This is a genomic window from Nocardiopsis moroccensis, from assembly GCF_055763695.1.
Map to the genome: position 1 here is coordinate 1,284,982 of NZ_CP199747.1, position 26,814 is coordinate 1,311,795.

The 26,814-nt window shown below is 72.6% G+C and carries 23 protein-coding genes; 10 read left to right on the forward strand and 13 right to left on the reverse strand.

The annotated features are described in order from the left end of the window. Window positions 1–406: 406 nt before the first annotated feature. From aztD to aztB, 4 genes are all read right to left on the reverse strand, one after another. Window positions 407–1,594 carry a zinc metallochaperone AztD gene (gene aztD / locus ACUKCB_RS05350; RefSeq protein WP_473039341.1) on the reverse strand — a complete coding sequence of 396 codons (1,188 nt, stop codon included), beginning with the start codon at window positions 1,592–1,594 and terminating at the stop codon, window positions 407–409. A gap of 85 nt (window positions 1,595–1,679) precedes the next feature. Continuing rightward, a complete protein-coding gene (aztC, locus tag ACUKCB_RS05355; RefSeq protein WP_473039342.1) occupies window positions 1,680–2,621 on the reverse strand; it encodes a zinc ABC transporter substrate-binding protein AztC in 942 nt (313 codons plus the stop codon). Beyond that, window positions 2,618–3,808, reverse strand: coding sequence for a PQQ-binding-like beta-propeller repeat protein (locus tag ACUKCB_RS05360; RefSeq protein ID WP_473039343.1), 1,191 nt, complete (start codon window positions 3,806–3,808; stop codon window positions 2,618–2,620). The genes aztC and ACUKCB_RS05360 overlap by 4 nt, the downstream gene beginning before the upstream one ends. Beyond that, window positions 3,805–4,686, reverse strand: coding sequence for a zinc ABC transporter permease AztB (aztB, locus tag ACUKCB_RS05365; RefSeq protein ID WP_473039344.1), 882 nt, complete (start codon window positions 4,684–4,686; stop codon window positions 3,805–3,807). Before aztB ends, ACUKCB_RS05360 begins: the two co-directional genes overlap by 4 nt. Before the next feature lie 74 nt (window positions 4,687–4,760). Here aztB and aztA point away from each other — a divergent pair, with 74 nt between their 5' ends. Further along, window positions 4,761–5,441: a zinc ABC transporter ATP-binding protein AztA gene (aztA, locus tag ACUKCB_RS05370; protein WP_473039345.1), complete on the forward strand. Its 681-nt coding sequence runs from the start codon at window positions 4,761–4,763 to the stop codon at window positions 5,439–5,441. A 54-nt stretch (window positions 5,442–5,495) separates the two neighbouring features. Here aztA and ACUKCB_RS05375 read toward each other — a convergent pair whose 3' ends face one another. Beyond that, window positions 5,496–6,239, reverse strand: a complete 744-nt coding sequence (locus ACUKCB_RS05375) for a class I SAM-dependent methyltransferase (RefSeq protein WP_473039346.1) — start codon at window positions 6,237–6,239, stop codon at window positions 5,496–5,498. Between the two features lie 324 nt (window positions 6,240–6,563). Between ACUKCB_RS05375 and ACUKCB_RS05380 the strand changes: the two genes are divergently transcribed. After that, window positions 6,564–6,869, forward strand: coding sequence for a threonine dehydratase (locus ACUKCB_RS05380; protein WP_473039347.1), 306 nt, complete (start codon window positions 6,564–6,566; stop codon window positions 6,867–6,869). Between the two features lie 325 nt (window positions 6,870–7,194). Further along, window positions 7,195–7,590 (forward strand): Fur family transcriptional regulator, encoded by a 396-nt coding sequence (locus tag ACUKCB_RS05385; protein WP_473039348.1) that lies wholly within the window; start codon window positions 7,195–7,197, stop codon window positions 7,588–7,590. 72 nt (window positions 7,591–7,662) lie between these two features. On the opposite strand, the gene ACUKCB_RS05390 is transcribed toward ACUKCB_RS05385, so the two are convergent. The 4 genes from ACUKCB_RS05390 to ACUKCB_RS05405 form a co-directional block, all read right to left on the reverse strand. Then, window positions 7,663–9,462, reverse strand: a complete 1,800-nt coding sequence (locus tag ACUKCB_RS05390; protein ID WP_473039349.1) for an ABC transporter ATP-binding protein — start codon at window positions 9,460–9,462, stop codon at window positions 7,663–7,665. Further along, a complete protein-coding gene (locus tag ACUKCB_RS05395; protein ID WP_473039350.1) occupies window positions 9,449–11,296 on the reverse strand; it encodes an ABC transporter ATP-binding protein in 1,848 nt (615 codons plus the stop codon). The genes ACUKCB_RS05390 and ACUKCB_RS05395 overlap by 14 nt, the downstream gene beginning before the upstream one ends. 386 nt (window positions 11,297–11,682) lie before the next feature. After that, a complete protein-coding gene (locus tag ACUKCB_RS05400; RefSeq protein WP_473039351.1) occupies window positions 11,683–12,354 on the reverse strand; it encodes a lysophospholipid acyltransferase family protein in 672 nt (223 codons plus the stop codon). Between the two features lie 214 nt (window positions 12,355–12,568). Beyond that, window positions 12,569–13,492 (reverse strand): serine/threonine dehydratase, encoded by a 924-nt coding sequence (locus ACUKCB_RS05405; RefSeq protein WP_473039353.1) that lies wholly within the window; start codon window positions 13,490–13,492, stop codon window positions 12,569–12,571. 110 nt (window positions 13,493–13,602) lie between these two features. Here ACUKCB_RS05405 and ACUKCB_RS05410 point away from each other — a divergent pair, with 110 nt between their 5' ends. Together ACUKCB_RS05410 and ACUKCB_RS05415 are read left to right on the forward strand one after the other, a co-directional pair. Beyond that, window positions 13,603–14,556, forward strand: a complete 954-nt coding sequence (locus ACUKCB_RS05410) for a LysR substrate-binding domain-containing protein (RefSeq protein ID WP_473039354.1) — start codon at window positions 13,603–13,605, stop codon at window positions 14,554–14,556. 65 nt (window positions 14,557–14,621) lie between these two features. Next, a complete protein-coding gene (locus ACUKCB_RS05415; RefSeq protein WP_473039355.1) occupies window positions 14,622–15,032 on the forward strand; it encodes a VOC family protein in 411 nt (136 codons plus the stop codon). Window positions 15,033–15,052: 20 nt separating this feature from the next. Here ACUKCB_RS05415 and ACUKCB_RS05420 read toward each other — a convergent pair whose 3' ends face one another. Further along, the gene (locus ACUKCB_RS05420; RefSeq protein ID WP_473039356.1) at window positions 15,053–15,685 is read right to left on the reverse strand and encodes a trimeric intracellular cation channel family protein; all 633 of its coding nucleotides are present in this window, start codon (window positions 15,683–15,685) and stop codon (window positions 15,053–15,055) included. A gap of 299 nt (window positions 15,686–15,984) precedes the next feature. On the opposite strand from ACUKCB_RS05420, the gene ACUKCB_RS05425 reads away from it, so the two are divergent. Then, on the forward strand, window positions 15,985–17,343 hold the full coding sequence (locus ACUKCB_RS05425; RefSeq protein ID WP_473039357.1) for a dihydrolipoyl dehydrogenase family protein: 1,359 nt from the start codon (window positions 15,985–15,987) through the stop codon (window positions 17,341–17,343). A 43-nt stretch (window positions 17,344–17,386) separates the two neighbouring features. Here ACUKCB_RS05425 and ACUKCB_RS05430 read toward each other — a convergent pair whose 3' ends face one another. Both ACUKCB_RS05430 and ACUKCB_RS05435 read right to left on the reverse strand, forming a co-directional pair. Next, window positions 17,387–18,235, reverse strand: coding sequence for a siderophore-interacting protein (locus ACUKCB_RS05430; RefSeq protein WP_473039358.1), 849 nt, complete (start codon window positions 18,233–18,235; stop codon window positions 17,387–17,389). Window positions 18,236–18,354: 119 nt separating this feature from the next. Beyond that, window positions 18,355–19,350, reverse strand: coding sequence for an N-acetylglucosamine kinase (locus ACUKCB_RS05435; RefSeq protein ID WP_473040934.1), 996 nt, complete (start codon window positions 19,348–19,350; stop codon window positions 18,355–18,357). Window positions 19,351–19,545: 195 nt separating this feature from the next. On the opposite strand from ACUKCB_RS05435, the gene ACUKCB_RS05440 reads away from it, so the two are divergent. The 3 genes from ACUKCB_RS05440 (at window position 19,546) to ACUKCB_RS05450 (ending at window position 22,960) form a co-directional block, all read left to right on the forward strand. Then, entirely contained in the window at window positions 19,546–20,835 is a 1,290-nt protein-coding gene (locus tag ACUKCB_RS05440) for a GNAT family N-acetyltransferase (RefSeq protein WP_473039359.1), read from the forward strand. Window positions 20,836–20,905: 70 nt separating this feature from the next. Beyond that, window positions 20,906–22,252 (forward strand): GNAT family N-acetyltransferase, encoded by a 1,347-nt coding sequence (locus ACUKCB_RS05445; RefSeq protein ID WP_473039361.1) that lies wholly within the window; start codon window positions 20,906–20,908, stop codon window positions 22,250–22,252. Between the two features lie 249 nt (window positions 22,253–22,501). Beyond that, complete coding sequence (locus ACUKCB_RS05450) at window positions 22,502–22,960, forward strand: nitroreductase family deazaflavin-dependent oxidoreductase (RefSeq protein ID WP_473039362.1); 459 nt, start codon at window positions 22,502–22,504, stop codon at window positions 22,958–22,960. 134 nt (window positions 22,961–23,094) lie between these two features. On the opposite strand, the gene ACUKCB_RS05455 is transcribed toward ACUKCB_RS05450, so the two are convergent. After that, a complete protein-coding gene (locus ACUKCB_RS05455) occupies window positions 23,095–25,443 on the reverse strand; it encodes an ATP-binding cassette domain-containing protein (RefSeq protein ID WP_473039363.1) in 2,349 nt (782 codons plus the stop codon). Between the two features lie 71 nt (window positions 25,444–25,514). Between ACUKCB_RS05455 and ACUKCB_RS05460 the strand changes: the two genes are divergently transcribed. Continuing rightward, window positions 25,515–26,504 (forward strand): helix-turn-helix transcriptional regulator, encoded by a 990-nt coding sequence (locus ACUKCB_RS05460; protein WP_473039364.1) that lies wholly within the window; start codon window positions 25,515–25,517, stop codon window positions 26,502–26,504. Window positions 26,505–26,814 lie beyond the last annotated feature (310 nt).

The window sequence follows — 26,814 nt, forward strand, 5'->3', positions numbered from 1 at the left end:
CCCGACCAGAACCACTGCGGCGCGGGGCCTCAGGCCGTCCCGTGGGCGAAGGAGAATACTTACCGACGCGGAAGCGATAACGCATGCCAGGAGAAAGAGGGGTGCGAAGACGAACGAGTCGGTGTTGTCGGCGAGCTCCGTCATGGTTCTCCTCTGCGTGACGACGTGATCGGGAATGTCGGCCCGGGGGCTAATGGTCTTCGCAGCGGCAGGCTAACTCACGGTCCTGCCGGAGAGGTTCTGACGGGTCAGGTGTTTCGCTGGGCCCGAGTTCGCGTAACGCGGTCACCGGAGTCCACGGTTGCCGGCCGAGCACACGACCGGTAAAGCCCGCCTTCGTGTCGGGGGAACGGCGAGGCCCGTGACCGGGAGGGTGTCCGGTCACGGGCCTCGGGCAAGCGACAAGCTAGTGGGCGACCCCGCTGAGCTCGTTGGGGGTCTCCTCCAGGGTCACCGAGCCGGTCACCTCACCGGAGGCCAGGTCCACGGCGTGCACCTGGTCGGTGGCCGTGTCGGTCACGTAGGCGGTGCCGCCGCGCACGAACAGGGCCGGGCGGGGCTGCTGCCACTCCAGGGGCTCCTCCCAGGGGTCCATCAGCTCGATGCTCTCGGTGATCTCGCCCGCCTCGGGGTCGATCACGTGCAGGGCGCCGTCGGTGCCCAGCACCAGGGCCTCGCCGCCCGGCCCTCGCCCCAGGGAGCGGAACGTGTAGCTGGAGGGCAGGTCGACCAGGGACAGGGAGGCGTCGGTGGTGTCGACGAGGGCGATTCGCTCGGGGCGCTCCAGTTCGGCGTCGGGGTCGGTCTTGTAGTCGCCCAGGACGATCGGGGAGCCCTCCGAACCGGCCTGGTTGCCGATCCGGCCGTAGTCGTCCTCGCTGTCCACCTTGGTGAACTCACCGTCCTGGTAGATCAGGACGCCGTCCTCACAGCCGATGACGACGGCCTCGCCCTCGGCCGTGCTCTCCCCGTGCACGCCGGGGCACTGCTCGTTGCGGGCGATCTCCTCCCGGTTCCCGTCCAGGACGAGGGCGCCCACACGCTCCTCCTCGTCGCCGAGGGTGACGAGGAGTTCCCCGCCGGACAGTTCGACGGCCACACCGTGGTGGGCCTCCTCGGTGGTGTACACGTCGAGGTCCTCGGGGGTGCCGTCGCCGAGAGCGCCGGTGTCGAAGGCGGTCACCTCGCCGGTGCCGTCGGCGAACAGCACGGTGCGGTCCGCGTGCCGGACGACGTGGCCGGGGGCCTCGGCGGCGAAGACGGTGTCGGTCAGCTCCGCGCCCGCCGCGTCCAGGACCTGGAAGCCCTCGGAGGTGGAGACGAGTACGTGCCGGTCGTCCCCGGCCGGGTTGATCCGGTTGAAGCCCTCCAGTTCGACGTCCTCGACCACCTCCAGGGTCTTGCCGTCCAGGACGTAGAGACCGCCGTCGTAGGTGGTGACGATCGGCTCGTCCACCGGGGCGGCGGTCTCCCCGGGCTGCTCGGAGCCGGCTTCGGTGGCCGCGTCGTCCCCGCTGCCGCAGGCGGTCAGCAGGAGTCCCGCGGACAGTAGGACGGGCAGTGCCGCCTGACGGGGGTGGAGTCGTGTTCGCATGGTTCTCTTTCGGTTCTGGTGCGGGGTGGTCTGCCACGGCGGTGGGGGTTTCCGTGGCCCGGGGACCCGGGGCCGGAGCCCCGGATCAGTCGCCGCCGAGTCCGGCGGCGATGGCTTCGGTGTTGGCGCGCATCATCTCCAGGTAGGTGGCGGCGCCCCCGCCCTCCCGGCTCAGGGACTCGGAGAAGAGCGGGACGACCTCGATCTCCACGCCCGCCTCCTCGGCCATGACGGTGGCCAGCCGGTCGGGTTGGGAGGAGTCCGCGAAGACCGCGGAGACCCCGGCCTCCGCGACGGCGTCGGACAGGTCCTTGAGGTCGGAGGTGCTGGGGGAGGCCAGGGTGGTCCCGCTGGGGATGACGGCCCCGATCACCTCGAAGTCGTAGCGGTCGGCGAGGTAGCCGAAGACGTGGTGGTTGGTCACCAGCCTGCGGTTCTCCTCGGGCAGGGCCGCGAACTCCTCGGCCATCCAGGCGTCGAGTTCGGCCACCTGGACCGCGTACGCCTCGGCGTTGGCGCGCACCGCTTCGGCGTCCACCCCCTCGACCTCCTGGACCACGTGTTCGGTGATCAGGTCGACGGCGGTGAGTACGCGTTCGGGGTCGGTCCAAAAGTGCGGGTCCGGCTCGCCCTCGCTCTCGTCGGAGGTGTACGGGAGCGGGTCGACGTTCGCGCCGACCTCCAGGGCGGGCACCCCCGCCTCCTCGGCGGCGGCGACGTTGCGCGCTATCCCCTCTTCCAGGCCCAGACCGTTGTGCACGACCAGGTCGGCGTTCTCCAGGGTCGCGGCCTCCTGCGCGGAGATCCCGAACGAGTGCGGGTCCGCGTCGGGTTTCATCAGGACGGTGACCTCGGCCTCTCCGCCGACGACCTCCCGGGTGATGTCGCCGAGGATGTTGGTGGTCACCACGATCCCCTCGCCGTCGGTACCGGGGGCGCAGGCGGTCAGGGCGGCGAGGAGGCCGACTGCCGTGGCCGCGGCGCGGATGCGCGCGGCCGGGGTGTGTCGCTGCAGCACGCCGGTCACCGTCCCGTCTCGACCATCAGGTGCGGCGCGATGCCCACCTCGAAGGTGCGGGCCACCCGGAGGTCGTCGTTGTAGTCGAGCTCGTGGACCAGACCGGCCCCGGCGTCGTTGACGTAGGCGCGGGAGGTGTCCGCCTGTAGCGCGGGCGGCTGGTCGGGGTCGACCGAGTCCAGCAGCGGGGCGGCGGCCCTCTCCTGCCCGGTCGCGGGGTCGAGGGAGTGCAGGGTGCCGTCGCCGTCCAGGGCGAGCACGGGTGCTCCTTCGCCGACGGCGGTCACCGCCACGGCGCCGGTGTGGTCGAGTTCGCGCCACTCGGCCGCCGCCAGGTCCAGGACCCACAGGTCGCCTTCGGTGGACAGCGAGGCCAGGACGGCCGACCCGGGCCGGTACTGGAAGGACTCGGTCCGGCCGACCCCCGGGTGGGGGAGGATCCCGGCGTCCAGGGAGCCGTCCTCCTCGGTGACGTGCAGGGTGCCCTCCTCGCATCCCACGACCAGGCCGCGGCGGGTGACGGCGGCCCCGCGCGGGGCGGTGCAGGTCTCGTCGAGGGTCTCGTTCTGCTCTCCGTCCCGGTCCACGGATCCGACCGCGCCGTCGGAGACGTCGATGAGGAGCAGGCGTCCCGCGTAGGGCAGGGCGGTGGCCGCGTCCTCGGGCAGCGGGTCGGCGGCGGTGACCGTCCCCTCCTCCAGCTCCGCGCGGTCCAGGACCAGGGAGGTGCCCCCGGTGCCGGTGACCGAGGTCAGGGCGGTGTCGGTGACCACGTCGGAGGCGGTGGCGCCGTCCAGGGCGCCGACGTGTCCGGCGCTGGTCCGGTAGTAGTGGTCGTGGTCGCCGTGGTCCACGGTCCACACGCCGCTGTCGAACACCTCAGTGATCCCATCACCGGATGAATGAAGGTAAGCGAAACGGCCGTCACCGGTGATGCCGTCCGCCCCCTCGGCCCGGCCGAGTTCGGTGACCTCCTCGGTGATCAGGTCCAGCAGGCGTACCTCCCCGCCGGCGGTGTCGGCCAGGACCAGGCGGGACTGGGGCTCGGCGGTCTCCTCGGCCCCCTCGACGTAGCCGTGCGGCGTCTCCTCGGCCTCGGGCCCGCCCTCCTGCGGCGAGGCGTTGGAGCAACCGGCCAGGAGCAGGGCGCACAGCCCGACGGCCCCCGCGGTCATGGTGGTCTTCTCGGGTCTCAAGGGGACACCGGCCTCTCTTGGTGATGGTGGTGGGAGGGGGTGTGCGGATGTTTTCGGTGCGCGGTCCGCGTGCGCAGGGCGGAGGCCGCCACCGAGACGAAGAACAGGGCCACGGCCGTCGCGGCGATGCTGGCTCCGGCCGCCGTCTCCCAGTGCCAGGAGGCCAGCAGCCCCACGAAGGTGGCGACCGATCCCAGCAGCGCCGCCAGGCACATGATCATCGGCACGCTCCGCGCCCACAGGACGGCGGTCGCCGGGGGAGCGATCAGCAGCCCGAACACCAGCAGGGTGCCGACGACGTGGAAGGAGGCGACCACCGCGAGGGTGACCAGGCCCAGTAGGGCGGCGTGCGCGGCGCGCGGTGCCAGGCCCAGGGTGTGGGCCTTGCGCGGGTCGAAGGCCAGGGCCATGAAGGCGCGGTGGCCCAGGACCGCCACCACCAGCGCCACCACGAGGCAGAGCCCCAGGTGGAACAGGTCGCGTTCGCGCACGGCGAGGACGTCGCCGAAGAGGAACGCGGTCAGGTCCACGGCGAACGTGGAGGAGTGGGAGACGACGATCACACCGACGGAGAGCATCCCCACGAACAGCAGCCCGATGCTCGTGTCCCGGGACAGGCGGGGCGAGCGGCTCAGCAGGGTCACGCCGGCGGCCATGGCCCCGGCCGCCAGGGCGGCGCCGAGGAAGAGGCTCTGGCCGAGCAGGGCGGCCAGGGCCACCCCGGGGAGCATGCCGTGCGACATCGCGTCCCCGAGGAATGCCATCCCGCGCAGGACCACCCAGGTCCCCGCGATCGCGCAGATCAGGGAGACGAGGATGCCTCCCCACAGCGCGCGCTGGACGAAGGTGACCCCGAACGGGTCGATCAGTGCTTCCATGGTGCGACACTCTACAACGATAACCATTATCATTTGCACATTGGGTCGGAGGCGGACGAGTGCGGAGGGGACGGATGATCCACACCGAGTTGCGGGGCGTGTACGCGGGGTACGGGGGTGAGGACGTGCTGAGGGGGATCGACGCCCGCCTCCCACGGGGAGGGGTCACCGCGCTGGTCGGCTCCAACGGCGCGGGCAAGTCCACCCTCCTCGCGGTTCTGGCGGGCACGCTCCGACCCCGGGCCGGGGAGGTGTCCGGCCCCTCCCGGCCCCGACCGGCCTTCGTCCTGCAGCGCAGCGCGGTCCCGGACACCCTGCCCCTGACCGTGCGAGGCGCCGTCTCGATGGGGCGCTGGGCACACCGCGGCCCGTGGCGGGCGCTGGCCCGGCACGACCGCACGGTGGTGGAGCGCTCGATGGAGCGGGTGGGCATCACCGACCTGGCCGGACGCCAACTGGGGGAGCTCTCCGGCGGTCAGCGGCAACGGGCGCTGATCGCCCAGGGTCTGGCCCAGGAAGCCGACCTGCTGCTGTTGGACGAACCCTCCGCCGGCCTGGATCGGGAGGCCAGGGAGCAGATCGCGCGGGTGCTGGCCTCGCTCAGGGGTCGGGTCACCGTCGTGCACGCCACGCACTTCTCCGACGAGGCGGCCGAGGCCGACCACCGCCTGGTCCTGGACCAGGGCCGGGTGGTCGGCTCGGGGGCCCCGGAAACCACCGTGCCGTCGGCCGGGGGCGTACCCTCGGCGCGGTGAGCCCGCCCGGGCCCGGGCGGGCCGATCGGCGGCCGGGGGCGCGGAACCCCGGACCTACTCCTTCTCCCGAAGCACCCGGTACAGGCCCGCCTCGGGCGGACCGTGCGGCAGGACCCGCAGGCGGTGGGGCTCGGTCTCGGCTCGCAGCGCCTTCTCGGAGACCGTCCACCAGTCGTAGTGGACCTCGTCGCGGCTGACGAGCCGCTCGCCCTCGTGGACCTCGTAGGTCATGTGCCAGGAGATCCGTTCCGACCCGGTTGGTTCGGCACCCGCCCATCCCACGTAGGAGTGGGCGCCGATGTGGAGCTCGCTCATCCGGGCGCGTTCGACGCGTTCGGGCTCGACCGGTAGGGGCAGGTTGAGCAGCACGAACGCCCCCGGTGCCAGGCGGGCCGACAGGTCCTCCCAGAGCCGGTCGCGCTCGTGCGGACTGAAGTGGCCGATGAGGTTGGCCGCCACCAGGCCGCCGATCCGGTCCGGCAGGCGGGCGGCCAGCAGGTCGTCGCCGTCCACGCTCACCCGTGTGCGCAGGTCCGGGTCCTCGAACGTGCGGGAGAGCAGAACCGCCCTCAGCGGTAGTGAGGGCTCGATCGCCAGGATGTGCGCGCGGGGGAGAGTGCGGGCGATGAGCCTGGTCCCCTGGCCGCCGCCCGCGCCCGCGTCGACCACCGGCCCCGTGTCGGCGGGCAGGTCCTTCAGGGCTTCGGCGATGGTCGCGCCGTTGTGCTCCCACCAGCCGGCGATCATGAGGTCGAGGAACTGGCCGGAGCGCTCGTAGGGGTCGTCGTGTTCGGACAAGGTGAACCTCCTGGACGGGATCACTTCAGTGGGCGGGTAAGGGTGTGTCGAAGGCCGCCGTATTTTTGGAAAGCCGGCGCCCCTCGGGCGCCGTCGCGGATTCCGGTGCTTCTTCCGGGGTGGTGATAATGGTTTCCGTATTCGCAAAATGCGGTGTGAGCTGTGGCTTCAGGTGCTCTGGAGGGTGGGGTGGGTCCGGTGTTGGTTCAAATGGGGGTTAAAACCTCGACATGGCTTCCATTCCTTCTTGAAGTAGCCTGTTTTCGGTGGATACGTTGTTCTTGTTTCCGGGGAGCCGACGGGTGCAGAAAAACTGGGGGAGATATGGCCGTCACGCATTCCGTGCACGAGGGCCACGCGCACGAGCACGGGCAGGGCTGCGGGCACGTGGCCGTGCCGCACGAGGACCATGTGGACTACGTTCACGACGGTCACCTCCACCGTGAGCACGACGGGCACTGGGACGAGTGCCGTGCCGAGGGGTGTGCCGTGCACGAGGGCCACGCGCACGAGCACGGGCAGGGCTGCGGGCACGTGGCCGTGCCGCACGAGGACCATGTGGACTACGTTCACGACGGTCACCTCCACCGTGAGCACGACGGGCACTGGGACGAGCACTCGGAGCACTGACCCCGCCCGGGGCAGGAGATCCGCCGAACCCTCAGTTCGGCCGGATCGTGAACGGTCGGCCCGGTCCTGTGTCCGGGCCCGCCCACGGGGTGTCCCGGGGTGGCGCCCTTGCTTGAAAATGAAAATCGTTTCCACACTGTACACCGATCCGGGGTGCTCGGTCCATTTCGGGCGGAATCGGCTTGTGCGTGATATGGTACTGATAATCATTTTCATAAGACCGAGTCGTGATCACCCCCAGGAGTTCTCCCCGTGTTCGAAGGGCGATGCCGGCACCGGGTCGGCCCCCTGCCCGCAGCAGCGCCGTTCCGGGCAGCGTGCTGACATGGTCAAGACCCCCAGGTACGAGGAGGCCGTACTCAAGGTTCTCGGGCATGGGACGCGGTTCCTCAGCTGCCGTGAGATCCACCGGGAGATGGAACGGGCACTGCCCTCCGCCCCGGGCGGCCCGAGTCTGTCCACCGTCTACCGCACGGTCCACCGGATGGCGCAGGAGGAACTGCTCGACACCGTCCACTCCCCGGACGGGGAGCGCCTGTACCGCCGGTGCCGGACCCCGGCCCGGCACCACCACCTCTTCTGCCGACTCTGCGGGAGGGTGGAGGAGATCGCCCACCTCGCCGAGCTCGCCGAGGTCGCGGAGAGGGTCCGGGGCACGAGCGGGTTCGGGGAGCTCGACTACTCCTTCGAACTGACGGGTGTCTGTCCGCGCTGTCGCTGAACCGTCCGCGGTCCGCCGCTGTCCCGCCGGCCGGTCAGGCCCGCCCCGGCCGGTGCCGGCGGGGTTCCGCGATCACCGTTCGACGCGGTAGGCGCGGGCCTGGATTCCGTACAGTTCGGCGTAGCGCCCGCCGAGCTCCATGAGCTGCGTGTGGGTGCCCTGCTCGATCACCCGCGCACCGTCCATGACGACGATGTGGTCGGCCATGCGCACGGTGGAGTAGCGGTGCGAGACCAGGAGCGTGATGCGGTCCCGGTCCCGCAGGGCACGGGCACGCTCGGCGTACTGCTCGAACAACAGGTGCTCGGTCTCGGCGTCCAGGGCGGAGGCGGGCTCGTCCAGCAGTAGCAGCAGCGGGTGGTCGCGCATGTAGCCGCGGGCGAGGGCTACCTTCTGCCACTGCCCCTCGGACAGTTCGGCCCCCTGGGCCCAGGTGTTGCCGAGCTGGGTGTTCAGCCCCCGGTCGAGCCCCTCGACCAGGGTGCGGGCGTCGGCGCGCTCGACCGCCCGGTCGACGGCGCTCTCGTCCTCGGCCCGGGGCAGGTCGCCGAGGCCGATGGACAGGCGCAGCGGGTACTCCAAGCGCGCGAAGTCCTGGAAGGCGCCGGAGAGCCGTGCGCGCCAAGCCTCGGCCGGCATGTCGGCGAGGGGGACGTCGTCGACCAGGATCCGCCCGGAGTCGGGTTCGTACATCTTGGCCAGTAGCTTGACCAGCGTGGACTTGCCCGCCCCGTTCTCACCGACGACGGCCACCACCGCTCCTGCGGGCAGGTGGAGCGTGACCTCGTCCAGAACCGGCCGGTCCGTCCCGGAGTAGCCGAACGACACCTTGTCCAGGGTGATGCCCGAGCGCATCCGTTCCGGCGGGGGGACGGGGCCGCTCGCGACCGAGGCGCGGGACAACTCCTCCAGCCACAGCAGCCGGCGCCCTCCCTCCAGCCAGATGGTGCGCAGGAAATGGACCTGGTTGAGCGTCTGGCCGATGTACTGGGCCAGGCGGCTGCCGGCACTGAGGAGCAGGACGACCTCGGCCGCAGAACCGCCGCCCAGCGCCACCCAGGCGAGGGAGCCCATGAACGCGCCGCCGAAGACCGCCAACGCAGCCGCCCGCCACGCCGTGGTGGTCCAGCGGGCCCGGGACATGGCCCGGTGGCGTGCGGCCCAGGCCTGGTGGCGCCCCGCGCGCACCCGTTCCCGGGTTCGGCTGACGCGCAGTTCGCGCCCGGGGGAGGCCTTGGTGCCCAGCAGGAAGAAGTGCCGCGCCAGTCGCTCGTGGTGTCCGGTCCTCTCCTCCAGCGCGTGCTCCACCCCGCCCCGCCAGTGGGAGACCAGGGCGGTGGGTACGGCGAACAGCCCCAGCAGCCCGAGCAGGGGGTGGATGGTCATCAGCAGCGCCATGGTCAGGCCCAGGCGCAGGAGGGCGCCGATCGCCTGGAACAGGTACTGGTAGACCTCGCTGAGCGTGTCCGCGTGGTCGCGCAGCAGCTGGGCGCGGTTGACGTAGGCGGGGCGTTCGTGGTGCTCCAGGGAGGGGGTACCGCTTTGCAGCCGCACCACGTGCGCTTCCATGAACACCGCGGCACGGTCTGCGAAACGGCGGTTGGCCCGCTCGCTCACCACGCGCAACAGCCAGCTCAGAGCGGCCAGTGCCCCCAGGAGTACGGAAGCGGTGACCATGTCGACGGGGCCGCCGGAGACCACCGCCTCGGTGAGCATCGCCAGAACGGCGGCGATCAGCACGTCGGGCAGGGCGGCGCCGACCGTGGTGGCGAACGCGACGACGATGAGTCCGGGTGAGGCCGTCCAGCCCAACCGCAGCGTGCGGGCCAGCGCCCGCCAGGACGAGGGCAGCGGGTGGTCATCGGTCGGCATGGTCGGCTCCGTCCTGTTCCTCATTGAACCGCGCGGCCTGGAGGTGGAAGAGCCGTGCGTAGGTGCCCTGGAGGACCATGAGTTCGTCGTGGCTGCCGGTCTCGATCACCCGGCCCCGGTCCACGACGCAGATCCGGTCGGCGCGCCGGACCGTGGAGAAGCGGTGCGAGATCAGGATGGTCGTGCACCCGCGGGTGGCTTCCAGCACCCGGTCGAAGACCTCGGCCTCCCCGCGCACGTCCAGTTGGGCCGTGGGCTCGTCCAGGACCACCACGCCCGCGCCCTGGTTCACTGCGCACAGCACCCGGGCCAGGGCAACCCGCTGCCACTGTCCTCCGGACAGATCGGTGCCGTTGGCGTACCCGGGGGAGAGCACGGTGTCCGGGTCGCGCAGATCCGTGGCGCCGGCGACCGCCAGGGCTTCGAGGACCTGTTCGGGGGCGGCGCCCAGGGGGGCGACGTTGTCCCTGAGCGGCAGCTCGTAGCGGACGAAGTCCTGGAAGACGGCGCTGAGGCGGCGGCGCCAGGATTCCACGTCCAGGTCCCTCAGGTCGGTGCCGTCGACCTCGACCGTTCCCGAGACCGGGTCGTAGAGGCGGCACAGCAGCTTGACCAGGGTCGACTTGCCCGCACCGTTGACACCGACCACGGCCAGCGAACTCCCGGCCGGAACGGTGAGGTCGAGGCCGTCCAGGACCGGTGCGGACATCCCCGGGTAGGAGAAGGTCACGTCGCGGAACCTGACCTGCGCCGCGGGCATGTCCTCCGCCGGGGCCCGGCCGGAGACCACGGCGCGGGCCGCGGCGCCGGCGGACATCGCCTGCTCCACCCGCAGCACCGACGCCACGCCGTCGGCAGCCAGGGACAGGGCCCAGTTCAGGCCGCCGAAGGCCAGGGCGCTCGCGCCGACGGCCGCGTAGGCGAAGGTGCTCACCTGGCCCAGGCCGACGGCGCCCGAGGCGGCGTCGCGTCCCAGGGACCAGAAGAACAGCCCTCCCGAGACGGCCAGGACCAGGACCGTCCAGCGCATCGGTTTCTGCCGCAGCCGGGTGGCGTGCCAGCGCAGTTCGATGAGGGTGCGCCGGTCCGCGGCGAAGCGGTCGGTCAGCCAGCCGGCCAGGCCGAAGAGCCGGATCTCCTTGGCGGCGGGGGAGTCCACCGCCAGCCGGTAGGAGTACTCGGCGCGGCGCTGGGCGTCGAGGACCTCACCGGTGTTGCGGTCCCACTGGGTGCTCTCGCGCAGCAGCCAGTGGGTGGAGAGCCAGGCGCCGCCGACCAGCAGCGGCGCCCACCAGGCGTAGGCGGCCAGGACCACCGCCTGGGCCAGGCCCGCTACGGCCTCCACCAGGCCGCCCGCGATGATGCCCATGGACAGGTGCAGGGGTGGGCCGACCATCCCGAGGTCGAAGTCCCGGGCGGCGGTGAGCTCGTCCATGTGCTCGCGGTCCTCCAGGTGCGCGACACCGTCCGGGGTGTTCGCGGCCAGGAGCAGGCGGTCGTGCAGACGGTCGGAGACGTGCTCGCCCAGCAGCGAGCCGACCTGGGACTGCAGGGGCGTCATGACCTGCATCAGGACGAAGACGACACCGATCAGGATCAGCGGTGACCGGAGCGGGGCGCCGTCGGCGACGGCACCGACGAGCACACCGACCGCCACGACGAAGACGGCGGGAAGAATCCCCTGGAACAGGATCAGTGCCCACCATGCCACGGTCAGGGCCGGATGGGACTTCCACAGGGTGGCGAAGAAAACCCATTCCCTCCGTGCCCTGAACAGGGCCTTCGGTCTGCTCTTCTCGGGGAGTCCCACTTCTTCGGAGGCAGGGAGGTTCACCCTGTGCACCGTCCTTTCCCTTGTCGGTTCTCGTTTTGCGGACAGGCCGTCTCGTGCGCCTGCCAGGCGCGGGAAAGGAGGGCAGCATAAGGCGGCCACCCCTTGATGGATCAGCGACGTGCGAACCTATCTCCGCTTCCGTCCCGGGGGCAACCGGATATATTCGATAAATGACTTAGGGAGCGCTCCCACCAGGCATGCGAAGTTTTCCGAATTCCTGGCGTGGACCCTTCGGCCCCGCGGAGCGGCCGGGCGCGCGGGCGGAGAGTTCTGAGGAGCGTTCCGCGGAGGGGCGGGCGACGTGGGCCGCGCACGGGTATGCTCCCGCCGCCGGTACGCACTGTCCATGAGGGGAGAGCGGGCGGACTCCCAGCGGAGCCCGGGGGCTACTCCCCGGCGCCGTGGTCGTTGTAGGCGCCGACGCGTTCCTGGCCGGTGAGGTCGCCGATGGCGTCCATGATCCGGTCGGTGATGACCCGGCGGGCCTTGGCCGGAGCCAGGTGGTCGAACCCGGTGGAGAAGTCCATCGGTTCGCCGAAACGCACGGTGAAGGGGCGGGGGCGCGGCATGTTCGCCCCGATCGGCTGGACCTCCTGGGTGCCACTGAGCCCCACCGGCACGACCACGGCCTTGGACTCCAGGGCGAGGTGGGCGACGCCGGTGCGGCCGCGGTAGAGGCGGCCGTCGCGGGAACGGGTGCCCTCGGGGTAGACCACGCAGGCCTCGCCGGCGTTGAGCCGGTCCAGCATCATCTCCAGCGACACCATGGCGTCGCGCGCGTTGCCGCGCCGGACCGGCATGGCTCCCAGGGAGCTGAACACGGTCTTGCTGAGCCTTCCCTTGACGCCGGGGGTCTCGAAGTAGTCGGACTTGGCGAGGAAACGTACCCGGCGCTGGGTGACCGAGAGGGGGATGACGACGCTGTCCACGAAGGACAGGTGGTTGCTGGCCAGGAGCACCGGCCCGGTGGCGGGGACGTTGTCACGGCCCTCGATGGTCGGCCGGCACAGGGTCCGGGCGAGGACCGCCGCGGTCTGCCGCAACGCACCGTAGAGCACGTGTTCTCCCTTTTATCGTCGGACGGAGCCGACCTCAATGTAACGGTGACCGGGCAGTAACCATGACTTGCCGCACACGGAGTGTGCTGCGTCACCAGGCTAAACGGAGGGGTCCGAAAGGAGGGACACCGGCCCCCGAGGACCAGCCCCCTCCACCCGCCCGACACCTGTGCGCCCGGCTCCGTCCGCGGCCGAACGCGCGCCTGCCGGCCTCTCAGCCGGACAGCCGCCAGTCGGCGTTGGCGCCGCACACGACCAGGCACGGGTTCTCACCCGGAACGCGCCCGGCCAGCCAGGCGGCGAAGGGGACGGCCGCGGCGGGCTCGGTGGCGATGCGGAAGTCCTGCCACAGGCGGGTCTGCGCGCTGATGATCTCGGCGTCGCTGACCAGCGCGGGCGTCACCGGATTGGCGCGCAGCACCTCGAAGGGCACCCGGCCCAGGGTGGCGGCGCCCAGAGCGGAGGAGGCGACCGAGTCCACCGGCGTCCGGACCGGGTGGTCGGCGGCCAGCGCGGCGTGCATGCTCTGGCAGCCCTCGGGCTCGACCGCCACCACGCGGCGGCCCTCGGCGCCCAGGCGCACACCGGCGGCCAGACCGCCGCCGCCCACGGCGACCACGATCGAGTCGCACTCGGGCGCGTCGGCGGCGACCTCCAGGCCGACGGTCCCCTGGCCCGCGACCACGAGCGCGTCGTCGAAGGCGTGCAGGTAGCGCACGCCCTCGGCGGCGGCCCGCTCCAGGGCGGCCTCGGCGGCCACCGCGTAGTGCTCGCCGACCCGGACGATCTCCGCACCGGTGGCCATCAGCGGCTCGGCCTTGGCCGCGGGCACAGTCTCGGGCACGTACACCGTGGCGCGCACACCCAGGATCCGTGCGGCCGTGGCCACCCCCAGGCCGTGGTTGCCGCCGGAGGCGGTGATCACCCGCTCGGTGGGCTCCCCGCCCATCAGGGCGTTGAGGGCGCCCCGCAGCTTGAACGCCCCCGTCAGCTGGAGCTGCTCCAGCTTCAGGGTGAGGGGGCGGCCGTCGAGTTCGGTGCGCAGCACCGGGGTCCTGCGGGCGTGCGGGGCGATGCGCTCGGCGGCGGCGCGGACGTCGGTGGCCGTGGGCACGGCGGGCGCGGTCGTGGTGCTCATGTTCCCACTCTGCCGCTACCGAGCATTAACTTAAAGTTGGGTCTGCTAAAGAAGGTTAAGCAGATCTTTGTGTCAGGGTTTGACTTGGATCGAGGAGGGAGGGACGTTCCGTGCTGGACGCCAACAGGTTGCGGGTCCTGGTGGAGATCGCGCACGCCGGATCGATCGCCGCCGCCGCGGACCGGCTCTCCTTCACCCCTCCGGCCCTGTCCCAACAGCTCACGAAACTGGAACGCGAGGTCGGGTGCGTCCTGGTCGAACGCGGTCGCACCGGCGCCACCCTCACCGAGGCCGGACGGGTCCTGCTCGAACACGGCGAGCGCGTGCTGGGTGAGCTCCGTGACGCCGAGGCCGCGGTCCGCGCCGTGGCCGGAGACCGCCCCGGACGCCTGTCCCTGGGTGCCTTCGCCAGCGCGGGCAAGGTCCTGCTCCCCGAGGCGCTCGCCGCCTTCGGCCACGAACACCCCCACGTGCGCCTGTCCCTGTCCGACATCGAACCGCCAGGAGGCCACGGCCTGGTCTCCTCCGGCGACCTCGACCTGCTCGTCACGCACCGCTACCCGGGGGTTCCCCTGCCCCGCAGCGGCGGTCTGCACCGCGAACGCCTCCTGGTGGACCCGCTCATGGCGGTGGCGCCCACCGGCCACCCGATCGCCGACAACGAACTCTCCCTGGCCGACCTGGCGGGGGAGGAGTGGATCTGCGGGGCGCCCGGCATCCACAACCGGATCAGCCTGGACACCGCCGCAGCGGCTGCCGGTGTGCGCCTGACCGTCGCCTACGAGACCCGCGACTACGAGGTCGCCCTCGCCCTCATCGAGGCGGGGGTCGGTGTCGCCCTGATCCCGCGGAGCATCCTCGGCGCGGCGCGTGGCGGCGGGTGGGTCAGCCGGCCGCTGCGCGGCACCCGCCTGGCCCGGGAGATCTACACGGTGCACCGGAGCCGCCCGCCCGAACCGGTGCCCGCCATGGTCGCCACCCTGCGCCGCACCGCCGCCCGCGCTCTTCGGACGGGCCGGGTGCCGGAACCGCACGGGGGCGGACCCGGGCCCGACCCGCGATGAGTTTCACCGCGGCCGGGAGTCCGTAGGGGAGATGATGCCGTGTATCCCGACGAACGGAGCAGCCCGTGTCCACGACCACCCGTAGCCCTTCCGTGGCCCTGCCGATCGACGACCGGGCGAGGGCGATGGCCTTCTACCGCGAGGCCTTCGGTTTCGAGCCCGTCGGTGAACCCGCCGAGGACGGCGTGCCCGAGCCGCTCATGTTCCTGATCGACCAGCGCACCGTGCTGCTGCTCATCCCCAGGGGCGGGTTCGGCTGGGTCCTCGGTGACGGCCGCGAGCTCGCGGGGCCAGGCACCAGCGAGTGCCTTCTGGGGATGGCCGTTGCCGACGAACGGGAGGTCGACGACCTGGTCGAACGGGTCCGGGGCGCCGGGGGAGAGGTGCTGGCCGAACCCGAGCACAAGCCCTGGGGCTACACGGCCCTGTGCGCCGACCCGGACGGGCACGTCTGGCAGGTCATGCTCCAGCCCTGACCGGTCCCCGCTCCGGGGCGCTACAGCGGCGGTGCCCCGGGCGGGCTCGGGGCGTTCCAGCGGTAGCGCAGGGACAGCACTCGCGTGCCGAAGCACACCAGCGCGCCCACGATCGCGATCCACCCGGCGGAGAACCCGACCAGGTCCGCGGCGACCACGATCCCCGCCGCGAGCATCGCCGGGATCGCGTACAGGTGCGAGTTGGCGCTGAGCACCGTCGGTATCCGGTTGAGCAGGACGTCGCGGATGGTGCCCCCGCCCACCCCGGTGATGACACCCAGCAGGACCGCCTGGAGCGGGCCGAAACCGAACTCCAGGGCCTTGGTCGCCCCGATCACCGCGAACAGGCTCAGCCCGGCGGCGTCGAACAGCAGGATCGGTTTGGACAGGTGGGTGAGCTGGCTGCTGAGGAAGAACGCCAGCGTCCCCCCGGCCAGCGCGGTCACCAGGTACCGCCAGTCCTGGAAGGTCGCCGGGGTCTCACCGAGCAGGACGTCGCGGATGATGCCGCCGCCGATGGCGGTCACCACCCCGAGCGCCATCACCCCGACGATGTCGACCCTCGCGGTGCGGATCGCGGTCAGCGCCCCGTCGAGGGCGAACGCGAAGATCCCCATGAGGTCGAGGAGGAGAATGATGTTCTGGGTGGACATGCGTGTGCGCCGGGGCGGCGGTTCCTTTCGGTTCGGTCCGGGTGCCAACCAAGAAGTACAGCACGGAAGCCACCCGATCGCCGCATGTCAGAGCTGTGAGGCGTCCCACCGGCCGACCCCGGCAGGCTCCACGAGCGAGCCGACGGCCCCGCGCCGGGCCCTGGCCCCCAGCATCCCCCTCCCGGGCCCGGTACCCGGGGCCCCGGGTACGCGTGTCGGCTCTTCCCTTGGACCCCTCCCCGGGGACACCATCGTGGTTGGCCGCCGGGTCCGAGCCGGTGGCCTCTCGGGAGGACCTCATGGAGCACCTGGACGCGATCGTCATCGGGATGGGCCCGGGCGGCGAGACGGTCGCCGACCGTCTGATCACCGCGGGGCGACGGGTGGCGGTGGTCGAACGCGACCTCGTCGGCGGCGAGTGCGGTTACTGGGCCTGCATCCCCACGAAGGTGCTGCTGCGCCCCCCGGAGGTGCGCGAGGAGGCGGTCGGCGCCGCCGGGGTCGGGGACCCCGCACTGGACTGGCCCGCCCTGCGCTCCTACCGGGACCAGATGATCCGCCACCTCGACGACTCCGCGCAGGTCGAGGGCTACCGGGAGCGCGGTGCCCTGGTCCTGCGGGGCGCCGCGCGGATCGTGGGCCGTGACCCCTGGCGGGTGGCGGTCGGCGACACCGAGCACACCGCCGACCACGTGGTCGTGGCCACCGGGGCGAGCGTGCAGGTCCCCCCGATCGACGGGCTGGACGGCCTCGACCCCGACGTGCTGTGGACCAACCGCGAGGCGACCACCCTGACCGAGATCCCCGGGAGCGCCCTGGTGGTCGGCGGGAGCGCGGTCGGTGTCGAACTGGGCCAGTTCCTGGCCCGGATGGGCACCCGGGTCACGATCGTCCAGCGCGGCCCCCGGCTCCTGGACCGCGAGGATCCCCGGCTGTGCGAGCTCGTCAGCGACCAGTTCGACCGGGACGGGATCACCGTCCGCCTGGACAGCCAGGTCGAGTCGGTGGCCCGGGAGGGCGACGGCGTCGCCGCGGTCCTCTCCGACGGTGAGCGGATCCGGGCCGACGTGATGGTCCTGGCCACCGGGCGCAGGCCCCGCGCCGGTGAGCTGGGCCTGGCCGAGCTCGGCGTGGAACTGGACGGTGCGGCGCTGCCGGTGGACGACCGCTGCCGGGCCGCCCCCGGGCTGTGGGCCGCCGGGGACGTCACCGCCCGGGCCATGTTCACCCACGTGGCCAAGTACCAGGGGCGGGTGATCGCCGACAACATCCTCGGTGCGGACCGTGCGGCCGACTACACGGCCGTGCCCCGGGTGGTGTTCTCCTACCCGGAGGTCGCGGCGGTCGGACTGACCGAGGCCCAGGCGAGGGAGCGGGGGATCGACGCCGTCACCGCCGAGACGGACCTGACCGCTGCCCTGGCCCGGCCCTGGACCATGGACACCGACCCGCGGGGCACTCTGGGGCTGGTCGCCGACCGCGAGCACGGCGTCCTGGTGGGGGCCTGGGCGTTCGGCGCACTGGCCTCGGAGTGGATCCACACGGCTGCGCTCGCGATCCGCATGGGCCTGCCGATCGCGGCCCTGCGGGACACGATCCCGCAGTTCCCGACCTTCAACGAGGGTTACCTGATCGCCCTGGAATCCCTCGACCTGTGAGCTGTGGGGGCGGGGCCGTCCGCCGGAACGGCGGGGCCGCCGCTCAGCTGCGGAGGGCGGCGGCCTCCTCTGCCTCCACACTCCGGTTCCACTCGGCCTTGGAGGCCTGCCAGCCGTCCTCGTTCCGGCCCAGACGCCAGTAGCCGGACACCGACAGGCGTTCCTTGGGCAGGGCGAGTTCGACGCGCAGCAGGCGGCGCAGGTCGCGGACGAAGCCGGCCTCGCCGTGCACGAACGCCTGGACGTCCCCGGGCGGGAACTCCAGGGCACGCACGGCCGGGACCAGCCGTGACCCCGGAACGCCGCCGTCACGGTGCAGCCAGTGCACGCGCACACCCTGGGCCGCGGCCAGGGGCTGTTCCTCGCGGGCGTCCTCGACCTCGACGAACACGTGCGCGGGGCGCCCCTCGGGCAGCTGTTCGAGGGCTGCGGCGATGGCGGGCAGAGCGCTCTCGTCCCCGGCCAGCAGGTGCCAGTCGGCCTCGGGGTCGGGCGCGTAACCGCCGCCGGGGCCGAGCAGGCGCAGTCGGTCGCCGGGCTCGGCACCGGCGGCCCAGACCCCGGCCAGGCCGACCTCGCCGTGGTGGACGAAGTCGATGGTCAGTTCACGGGTGCCGGGGTCCCAGGAGCGCACGGTGTAGGTGCGGGTGAGGGGCCACTCCGAGCGGGGGCGTTCGGCCCGGACCGCGTCGAGGTCGAAGGACTCGGGATCGTTCGGACCGGGCGGTGGGAACAGCAGCTTGACGTAGCTGTCGGTGGCGCCGCCGGTGGCGAACTCCGACAGTCCCTCACCGCCCAGGACGACCCTGATCATGTGCGGGGTCAGCTGCTCCACGCTTTCGACCCGGCCGGTGTGCACGGTCCTCTTCGGACGCGCCTGCCGCTCCGTCACGGCGTCCCCTCTCATTAAGGTTAGGTAAGCCTAACCAGACATACAGTAGGACACTGTGTCGGAGCCGGGCAAACCGGAGGAGCGGGGTGGCCACCCGGCCCGGCCGGGTGGCCGAGCGGTCAGGCCGGGACAGCCACGCGCTCGGGCCGGGTGAAGGCCTCGTGCAGGCCGGGGTCACGCTCCTCGGCCCCCGCGCCCAGCGCCGCCAGCCAGGCCGCACCGCCACAGGTGCACCCGGCCAGGATCACCGGGGCACCGGTCCCCATGGTGAGCTTGTGGGTCAGGGCCTCGCGGACCGGCGCCGAACGGGTGAGCACACCGCCGGACAGGACCACGGGCAGGGGCTCCCCGGGGACGCGCACCTGGTGCACCGACTGCGCGAGGTGGCCCGCGGCAGCGTTCACGATCACCACCGCCGCCTCGTCACCGGCCTCGTAGGCGTCGGTGACCAGCGGAGCGAGTTCGGCCAGACCGACCGGGGGAGCCGCGGTCAGGGCACGGGCGAAGTCGCGCGCGTGCTCCTCGGGCCACTGGCCGGTGCCGCTCGGCCGCTGCCCGGGGATGACCTGCTTGGCCACCGTACGGGCCAGCGGGCTGAGCTCACCGCCGCGGCTGAGCTGGCGGGCGGTCTCCCGGGCCGCCTGGTGGCCGATCCAGAACGCCGAACCCTCGTCGCCGATCAGCCAGCCCATGCCGTCGGCCGACCTGCCGCGGCGTCGGTCCTCGATCCGGGTGGCGATCGCCCCGGTCCCCGCGACGAGGACGGTGCCGTAGCGCTCGGGGGTCCCGGAGGCGAAGGCGACGACGTCGTCACCGGTGAACTCCCGCCCGGTCGGCGCCAGTCCGGCCTTGCCCAGAGCGCGCTCCAACCTGGCCCGGACGCTCCCGTCGCGCAGCGCGGAGTACCCGGCCAGCCCGACCACGCTCGCCGCCACGGCCTCGCGCGCGCCGGGCCCGGCCCGGTCCAGAGCGGTGCCGATCGCCTCGGTCAGCTGCTCGCCCGCCTGCTCGGGGCCGCGGGTGTTGGGGTTGGCTCCCCCCGCCCAGGCCTCCCCCAGACGTTCGCCGCGAAGGGTGGTGACCAGGGCACGGGTGGTGGTGCCTCCGGCGTCCACCCCCACGACCAGTCCGGGGGCGTCGGGAGGCGTAGGGGTCTCTCGTGTCGTCACATCCGGAACCTGCCCCGGCCGGGACCGGCTTACTCGCGCTTGACCCGACCGGGGCGGTCCCGTGCCCCGAACCGCCGAGGAGACCGCCGCCACGGCCAAAACCAGTGGCCGCCGCTCCGGGAGCGCTGGTATTGCTTGCCTATGAGCGATAACCAGAAGGCGGACCCCGCGGCACCGACCCCGGGGTGGTCCGTGCGCCACAGCGACACGGACGAGTTCCCCCGGGCGGCCAGGGTCTTCGGCCAGGCCCTCCTGTTCGGCGACGACGTCGACACCATGCTGGGCCTGATGCGCCCGCTCCACGACGCGCTGGGCTACGAGCGCCTCCTGGTGGCGGTGGACGACAGCGAGGGGGAGGAGGAGGTCATCGGTACCGCCAACCACTTCCCCTTCGAGATGACCATGCCGGGCGGCCCCGTCCCGGTGGCCGGGGTGACCGGTGTCGGCGTGTGGCCCACCCATCGCCGCCGCGGAGTGCTGAGCTCGCTCATGCGTCGCCAACTCGCCGACATCCACGCCGACGGTGTGCGCTACGCCGCCCTGTGGGCCTCCGAGGGGTCCATCTACGAGCGCTTCGGCTACGGCAGCGCCTGCACGGAACTGTCGACGAGCATCAGCCGCCCCTACGGGACCCTGCGCGCCGACGCCCCCCGCGACCCCGCCCTGCGGGTGGTCCTGCGCGAACCGGAGCGGGTGCGAGCCGACCTGGAACGGGTGCACGCCGCCGTCGCCGCGACCAAGGTGGGCCAGTTCCGCCGCACCGGGCCCTGGTGGGACCGGAGCCTGCGCGACGACGCCGCCCAGCGCGGAGGCAGGGGCCCGCTGGTGGCCGCGGTCGTGGGCGGCCAGGACGGACCCGCGGGCTACGCCCTCTACCGCACCAGGAACAGGTGGGCCGACGACGGCGCCCAGGGCGAGGTGCACGTCCAGGAGATCACCGCCACGACCCCCGCCGCCTGGACCGCCCTGTTCGAGCACCTGTTCAGCCGGGACCTGGTCGCCAAGGTCGTCTTCGACTCCCTTCCGGCGGACTGCCCGCTGCACCACCTGCTCACCGACCGGGGCCGGGCCCTCGCCCAGCACCACCCCTCCCTGTGGGTACGCCTGGTCGACATGGCCGGCGCTCTGTCGGAGCGGCCCTACGCGGCCCCCTTCGAGGCCGTCCTGGAGGTCACCGACCGGTACGCGCCCTGGAACGCCGGGCGCTGGCGGATCAAGGCCGGTGCCGGGGGCGCCCGGGTGGAGCCCGCCGACGGGGCCCCCGACCTCTCCCTGGACGTCCACCACCTCGGCGCAGCCCACCTCGGCCAGGCATCGCTCACCGGGTACCTGCGCGCGGGGCTGATCACCGAACACACCCCCGGGACGGTCGACGCCCTCGACACCGCCCTGCACCGGTTCGACGCGCCCTTCTGCGGGGTCGTCTTCTAGTCCCCGCACCCGTGGAGAGGCCGGGTCCCCGGCCCCCGCCATGGCACACGGCCGAACAGAACGGAACGGTATGAGTCAGGCCAGGAAGTCGGAGCGAGTGGAACAGGCGGAGCGGGAGCGCCCCGCCGAGCGCGGGTGGACGGTCCGCGCCGGCGGCAGGGAGGACTTCCCCGCCGTCGTCGAGGTCGTGGGGGAGGCCCTCCTGGTCTCGGACGAGCGCGAGGTCTCGCGTGAACGCCTCGCCCCGCTCCTGGCCGAGGACGGTTACGGGCGCCTGCTCCTGGCCGTCGAGGCGGACCGGGCGGGGAAGGGGGACCCCTCCGGGGGCGAGCGGGCCGTCGGGGACGGCAGGGTCATCGGTTCGGTGAACGCCTTCTCCTTCCGGATGGCTGTTCCGGGCGGGATCCGGCCGGTGGCCGGGGTGACCGGTGTGGGGGTGTGGCCCACCCACCGCCGGCAGGGGGTGCTGACCGCCCTGATGCGCCGCCAGCTCGCCGACATCCGGGACCGGGGCGAGAACCTCGCCGCCCTGTGGGCCTCCGAGGGTGCCATCTACGGCCGTTTCGGCTACGCGCCCGCCAACAGCGAGTACCGGTCGAGCATCCGGGTCGAACACGCCCGACTGCGCCCGGAGGCGCCCCGCGACCCCGGCCTGACCACCGAACTCGTCCGCGCCTGCGGGGCCCGCGCCGACCTGGAGCGGGTGCACGCCACCGTGGCCTCGGTCCAGACCGGACGCCTCCAGCGGTCCCCGGCCTTCTGGGACGCCGCCCTGCGCGACACCCCCGACACCCGCGAGGGCAGGAGCGCCCTCAAGGCGGTCTTGGTCTCCGGGGCGGACGGACCCCGGGGATACGCGCTGTACCGGACCCTGCGCAAGCGGGAGGACGGTCTCCGGGCCGCCCTGAACGTCGAGGAGATCACCGCCACCTCCCCGGCCGCCTGGACCGCCCTGTACGAGCACCTCTTCACCCGCGACCTGGTCGCCCGGGTGGACTTCGCGAGTGTCGCCCAGGACGATCCGCTCCAGTACCTGCTCACCGACCCCACGCGGCTGGCCACCACCTTCGACGACGCCCTGTGGCTGCGTCTGGTGGACGTGCCCGCCGCGCTCGCGGAGCGCTCCTACGCGGCCCCGGTGGACGTGGTCCTGGAGGTGGCGGACCGGCACGCGCCCTGGAACGCGGGCCGCTGGCACCTGCGTGCGGACCGCTCGGGCGCCGCCTGCGAGGCCACCGCCGCCGCCCCCGACCTGTCCCTGGACGTCTCCCGCCTGGGCGCTGCCCACCTGGGAGGGGAGGCCCTCACCGGGTACCTGCGCACCGGCCTGCTCACCGAACACACCCCCGGTGCGGTGAACCTCCTGGACACTGCCCTGTCCCGCCCCGACGCCCCCTTCTGCGACCAGGACTTCTAGGCCGGGTCCGGCCCCCTTTTTCCCGGTGATCTTGCTACCAGGGGCAAGTTCGGCGCCGAAGTTGCCCCTGGTAGCAAGATCAAGCACTCAGGTGGCAGGCTGGGCAGGTCTACCAGCCTGCCGCTTGACATAGAAGCGTCACGGGAGAGCTTCCGAGGGGCCCGGAACCGGGCATGTCGCGCGCTCCCCGCCAACGGCCGGCCGTGGCACGATCGGCATGTCTTCCGTAACCGAACTCCAGGAGGAGCGATGTCCGTGAGTGACGTCCTACAGGGCGAGTACGAGCCGAGCGCGTCCAGGTTCGTCCGCGAACAGGTGGAACTGTACGAGCGCACCGGCGGACGCGAGGGCAACACCCTCATGGACACCGGCATGCCCGTGGTCATCGTGACCATGCGCGGCCGCAACAGCGGCAAGGTCCGCAAGATCGCCCTCATGCGGGTCGAGCACGACGGCGCGTACGCGCTGGTGGGCTCCCAGGGAGGGGCGCCCGAGAACCCCGCGTGGGTGCACAACCTGCGCGCGGCCCCCGACGAGGTCGCCCTCCAGGACGGCCCCGAGCCCTTCGCCGTCCGTGTGCGGGAGGTCGAGGGCGAGGAGCGGCGGGTGTGGTGGGACCGCGCGGTGGCGGCCTACCCGCCCTACGCCGACTACCAGGAAAAGACCGACCGGGTCATCCCCGTGTTCGTCGCCGAACGGGCCGACTGACCGGGGCCGGCTCGCCGACGGGTGCGGGGTCCCCGTCTCCGGGGCGGTCCGGGCCCTCGTCCCGGCGGCCCCGTCGTCTCCGCCGGTCCCCCCTGCCATCCCGCTGGTTCCCCTGTGCTCCCGGACTCGGCCGCTCACCCGGCCAGGTGGGCGCGCAGGGCGTCAGCGGTCGCACCCGTACCCGAGGCCGCCATCCGGGCGGGCGTCCCCTCGAACACCACGCGGCCGCCCTCGCTGCCCGCCCCTGGCCCCAGGTCCACCACGTGGTCGGCCGCCGCGACCACGTCCATCCGGTGCTCGACGACCACCACCGTCGCCTCCTCGGCCACCACCCGGTCGAACAGGGCGATCAGCCCGGCCACGTCGCCGCCGTGCAGTCCGGTCGTGGGCTCGTCCAGCACGTACAGCCGCGCGGACCCGGCCAGTTCCCGGGCCAATCGGAGCCGCTGGCGTTCGCCGCCCGACAGCGTGTCCAGGGACCTGCCCAACCCGAGGTAGCCCAGGCCGACCCGCTCCAACCGCTCCAGGGCCCCGGCGACCACCGTCTCCCCGGGCGTCGACCCCTTCCCGGCCCCCGGTCCTCGGGCAGCGGACCCCGACAGGAAGCCGCCCCGGTCCGCCGACTCCCTCGCCTCGGACGCCGTCATCGCCAGCACCTGCGCGATGTTGCGGCCGTTCAGCGTGTACGACAGCGCCCTGGCGTTGAAGCGCAGCCCCGCGCAGTCCTCGCACACCGTCTCGACGTCGTCGAGGAAGGCCAGGTCGGTGACGATCACACCGCGACCGCGACAGGTCGGACAGGCCCCCTTCGAGTTGGCGCTGAACCACCCGGGTGCCACCCCGTGCTCCCGGGCGAACAGTCCGCGCAGGGCGTCCTGCACCCCGAGGTAGGTCACCGGTGTGGATCGGGGGCCGCCGTGCAGCGCCCCCTGGGTGAGCACCACCGCGTCCGGCCGGACCCGGGGCAGCTCCCCGTGAGCGAGTGAGCTCTTGCCCGACCCCGCCACCCCGGTGACCGCCGTCAGCACCCCGGTGGGGAACGACACGTCCACCCCGCGCAGGTTGTGCAGTCGGGCGTCGCGGATCCGCACGCTCCCGAGAGGGGTACGCGCACGGTCCCGCACCGTCCGGGGGCGGCGCAGGTACCGGCCGGTGGGGGTGTCGGCCTCCCGCAAGCTCTCGACCGAACCCTCGTGGACCACGCGGCCGCCCTCGCTGCCCGCCCCCGGGCCCAGGTCCACCACGTGGTCGGCCACGGCGATCACGTCCGGGTCGTGTTCGACCACCAGCACCGTGTTGCCCTTGTCACGCAAACGTCGCAGCAGCCCCGTCAGCCGGTGCACGTCGGCGGGGTGCAGCCCGGCGCTGGGCTCGTCCAGCACGTAGGTCAGCCCGGTCAGTGACCCGCCCAGGTGCCGTACCAGCCGCACCCGCTGCGCCTCACCGCCGGACAGCGTGCCCGAGGCCCGGTCCAGGCTGAGGTAGCCCAGCCCCACCTCCTCCAGGCCGCGTATCCGCTCCAGCAGCGAGCTGGTCACCGGCGCGACCCGCGGGTCGTCGATCTCCGCGACCACGGCGCCCAACCCGGTGACGGGCAGCGCGCACAGGTCGGCGATGTTGCGCCCGTCGATCCGGCAGGCCAGCGCCGCCTGGTTCAGCCGCGCGCCGCCGCACTCCGGGCAGGGCCCCCGCCACACCACCCGCTCCAGCTCGTCGCGGTCGCGCTGGTTGAGCGCGGCCGCGTCCAGCAGGCTGCGGGTGATCCGGGGGACCGCCCCCTCGAACACCCCGGTGACCGGGAACTCCGGGTCCGGGTCGGGCGGGCGCACCCCCTCGGCGTACAGCAGCAGGTCGCGCTCCCTCGCGGTGAAGCGGCCCACCGGTCGGGTGCGGTCGAACAGCCCGGCGTGCACGTAACGTTTCCACCGCCACGAGCCCGGGGCGAAGGTACGCAACCTGATCGCACCCTCGTCCAGTGACAGGGCGGGGTCCAGCAGCGCGTCGGCGTCGATGCGCCGCACGGTGCCCAGCCCCTCGCACTCCGGGCACATCCCGGAGGGGTCGTTGAACGAGAAGGCGGGGGAGTAGCCCGCCCAGGGCTCACCGATCCGGGAGAACAGCAGCCGCAGCAGCGGGGCGAGGTCGGTGGCGGTGCCCACTGTCGATCGCGCGTTGCCGGTGAACCTGCGCTGGTCCACGGCGATGGTCACGGTGAGGTTCTCCAGCCGGTCGGCGTCGGGCACGCCGAGGCGGGCCATCCGGTTGCGGGTGAAACTGTCGTGCGCCTCGTTGAGCTGGCGCTGGGACTCGGCGGCGATGGTGCCGTACACCAGGGAGGACTTGCCCGACCCCGACACCCCGGTGAACACGGTGAGCCGCTCCCGGGGCAGGGTCAGGTCCACCCCGCGCAGGTTGTTCTCCCGGGCGCCGACCACGGTGATCCCGGGCGTGGCTGTGCTGTCCTGTGGCGTCGTGAGGGTCATGGTGGCCACGCTAAGGAAAAATGTGGTCAGAATCCGGCCACAATCAACCGGAGTTCGGGAAGAATCCGGGGATGGCCGACACCAGTCAGCGGATGCTCCGCCTGCTCTCACTCCTCCAGAACGGGCGGGCCCGGTCCGGCGCGGACCTGACCGAGGCGCTGGGCACCAGCCCCCGGTCGGTGCGCCGCGACATCGACCGCCTGCGCGAGCTCGGCTACCCGGTGGAGAGTCTGCGCGGGCCCGGCGGCCACTACCGGTTGGTGGCGGGCAATGCCGTGCCGCCGCTGATGTTCGAGGACGACGAGGTGGTCACCGTGGCACTGGGGCTGCGGATGGTCGCGGGCGGGCACAGCGGGGTCCAGGGCGTGGAGGACGGGGCCGAACGGGCCCTGGGCAAGATCGAACGGGTGCTCCCCTCCCGGCTGTCCCGCCGCGCCGGATCCCTGGCCACGGCGGTGGACCCGGGACGGCGGGTCTGGCCCGGCGCTCCGGCGGACGTGCTCACCGGCCTGGGAGAGGCGGTTGCAGCCGGGCACTGGGTACGGCTGACCCACCGGGGCCGAGACGGCCTGGAGCGGCACCGGAGGGCGGACCCCTACCGGCTGGTCATGGTGGGGCGGCGCTGGTACCTGTTCGCCTGGGACCGGGACCGCGAGGACTGGCGGTCCTTCCGGCTCGACCGGATCACCGGCCTCACCCCGACCCGGGCCGCGTTCACCCCCAGGGAGCTCCCCGCCGAGGACCTGGCCACGCACCTGGAGCGCGGGTTCGGGGCGGGGGAGGAGCGGCACTCCGTCACGGTGCTGTTCCACGCCCCGGCGGCCGAGGTCGCCGCCCGTATCACCCGGGTGGACGGCTCCCTGGAGGCGGTCGGCCCGGACAGCTCCCGCTACACCGCCCGGGTGGACTCCTATGAGTGGATCTCCCTCGTGCTGGCCCTGACCGGCCTGGACTTCACCGTGGAGGGGCCCGGGGAGCTCAGGCGGTACACGGCCGAACTCTCGGCTCGGCTGGGCCGTGCGGCCGGTTCCGCCGACGACGGTCCCGGGGGCGGTGCCTGAGCCTCTCCCCGCCGCGCACCGGGGTGCCGTTCGCACCAGACCAGTACGGTCGGCTCCGGGGACGTGCTCCCAGAACTGCCCGGGCCCCGGGGTCGCACGGGAACACGGTCCCAGCCTTCGCGGTGCAGCGTTTCGAGTGCTTCGTGCCCTTCGCGGAATCCTGGCACCGTGCGGGGCCGTTTCCGTCCGGGCCGCCCCGGGGAGGGTGTGCGGGTGTGTCCGCGCGGGGAGCCGGGCAGGTCCTCCGAGTTGCCTCCGGTTTATTACTGGCTGGTAGGTTCACGTTGTTACCCATTGGTAGAAAGGCGAG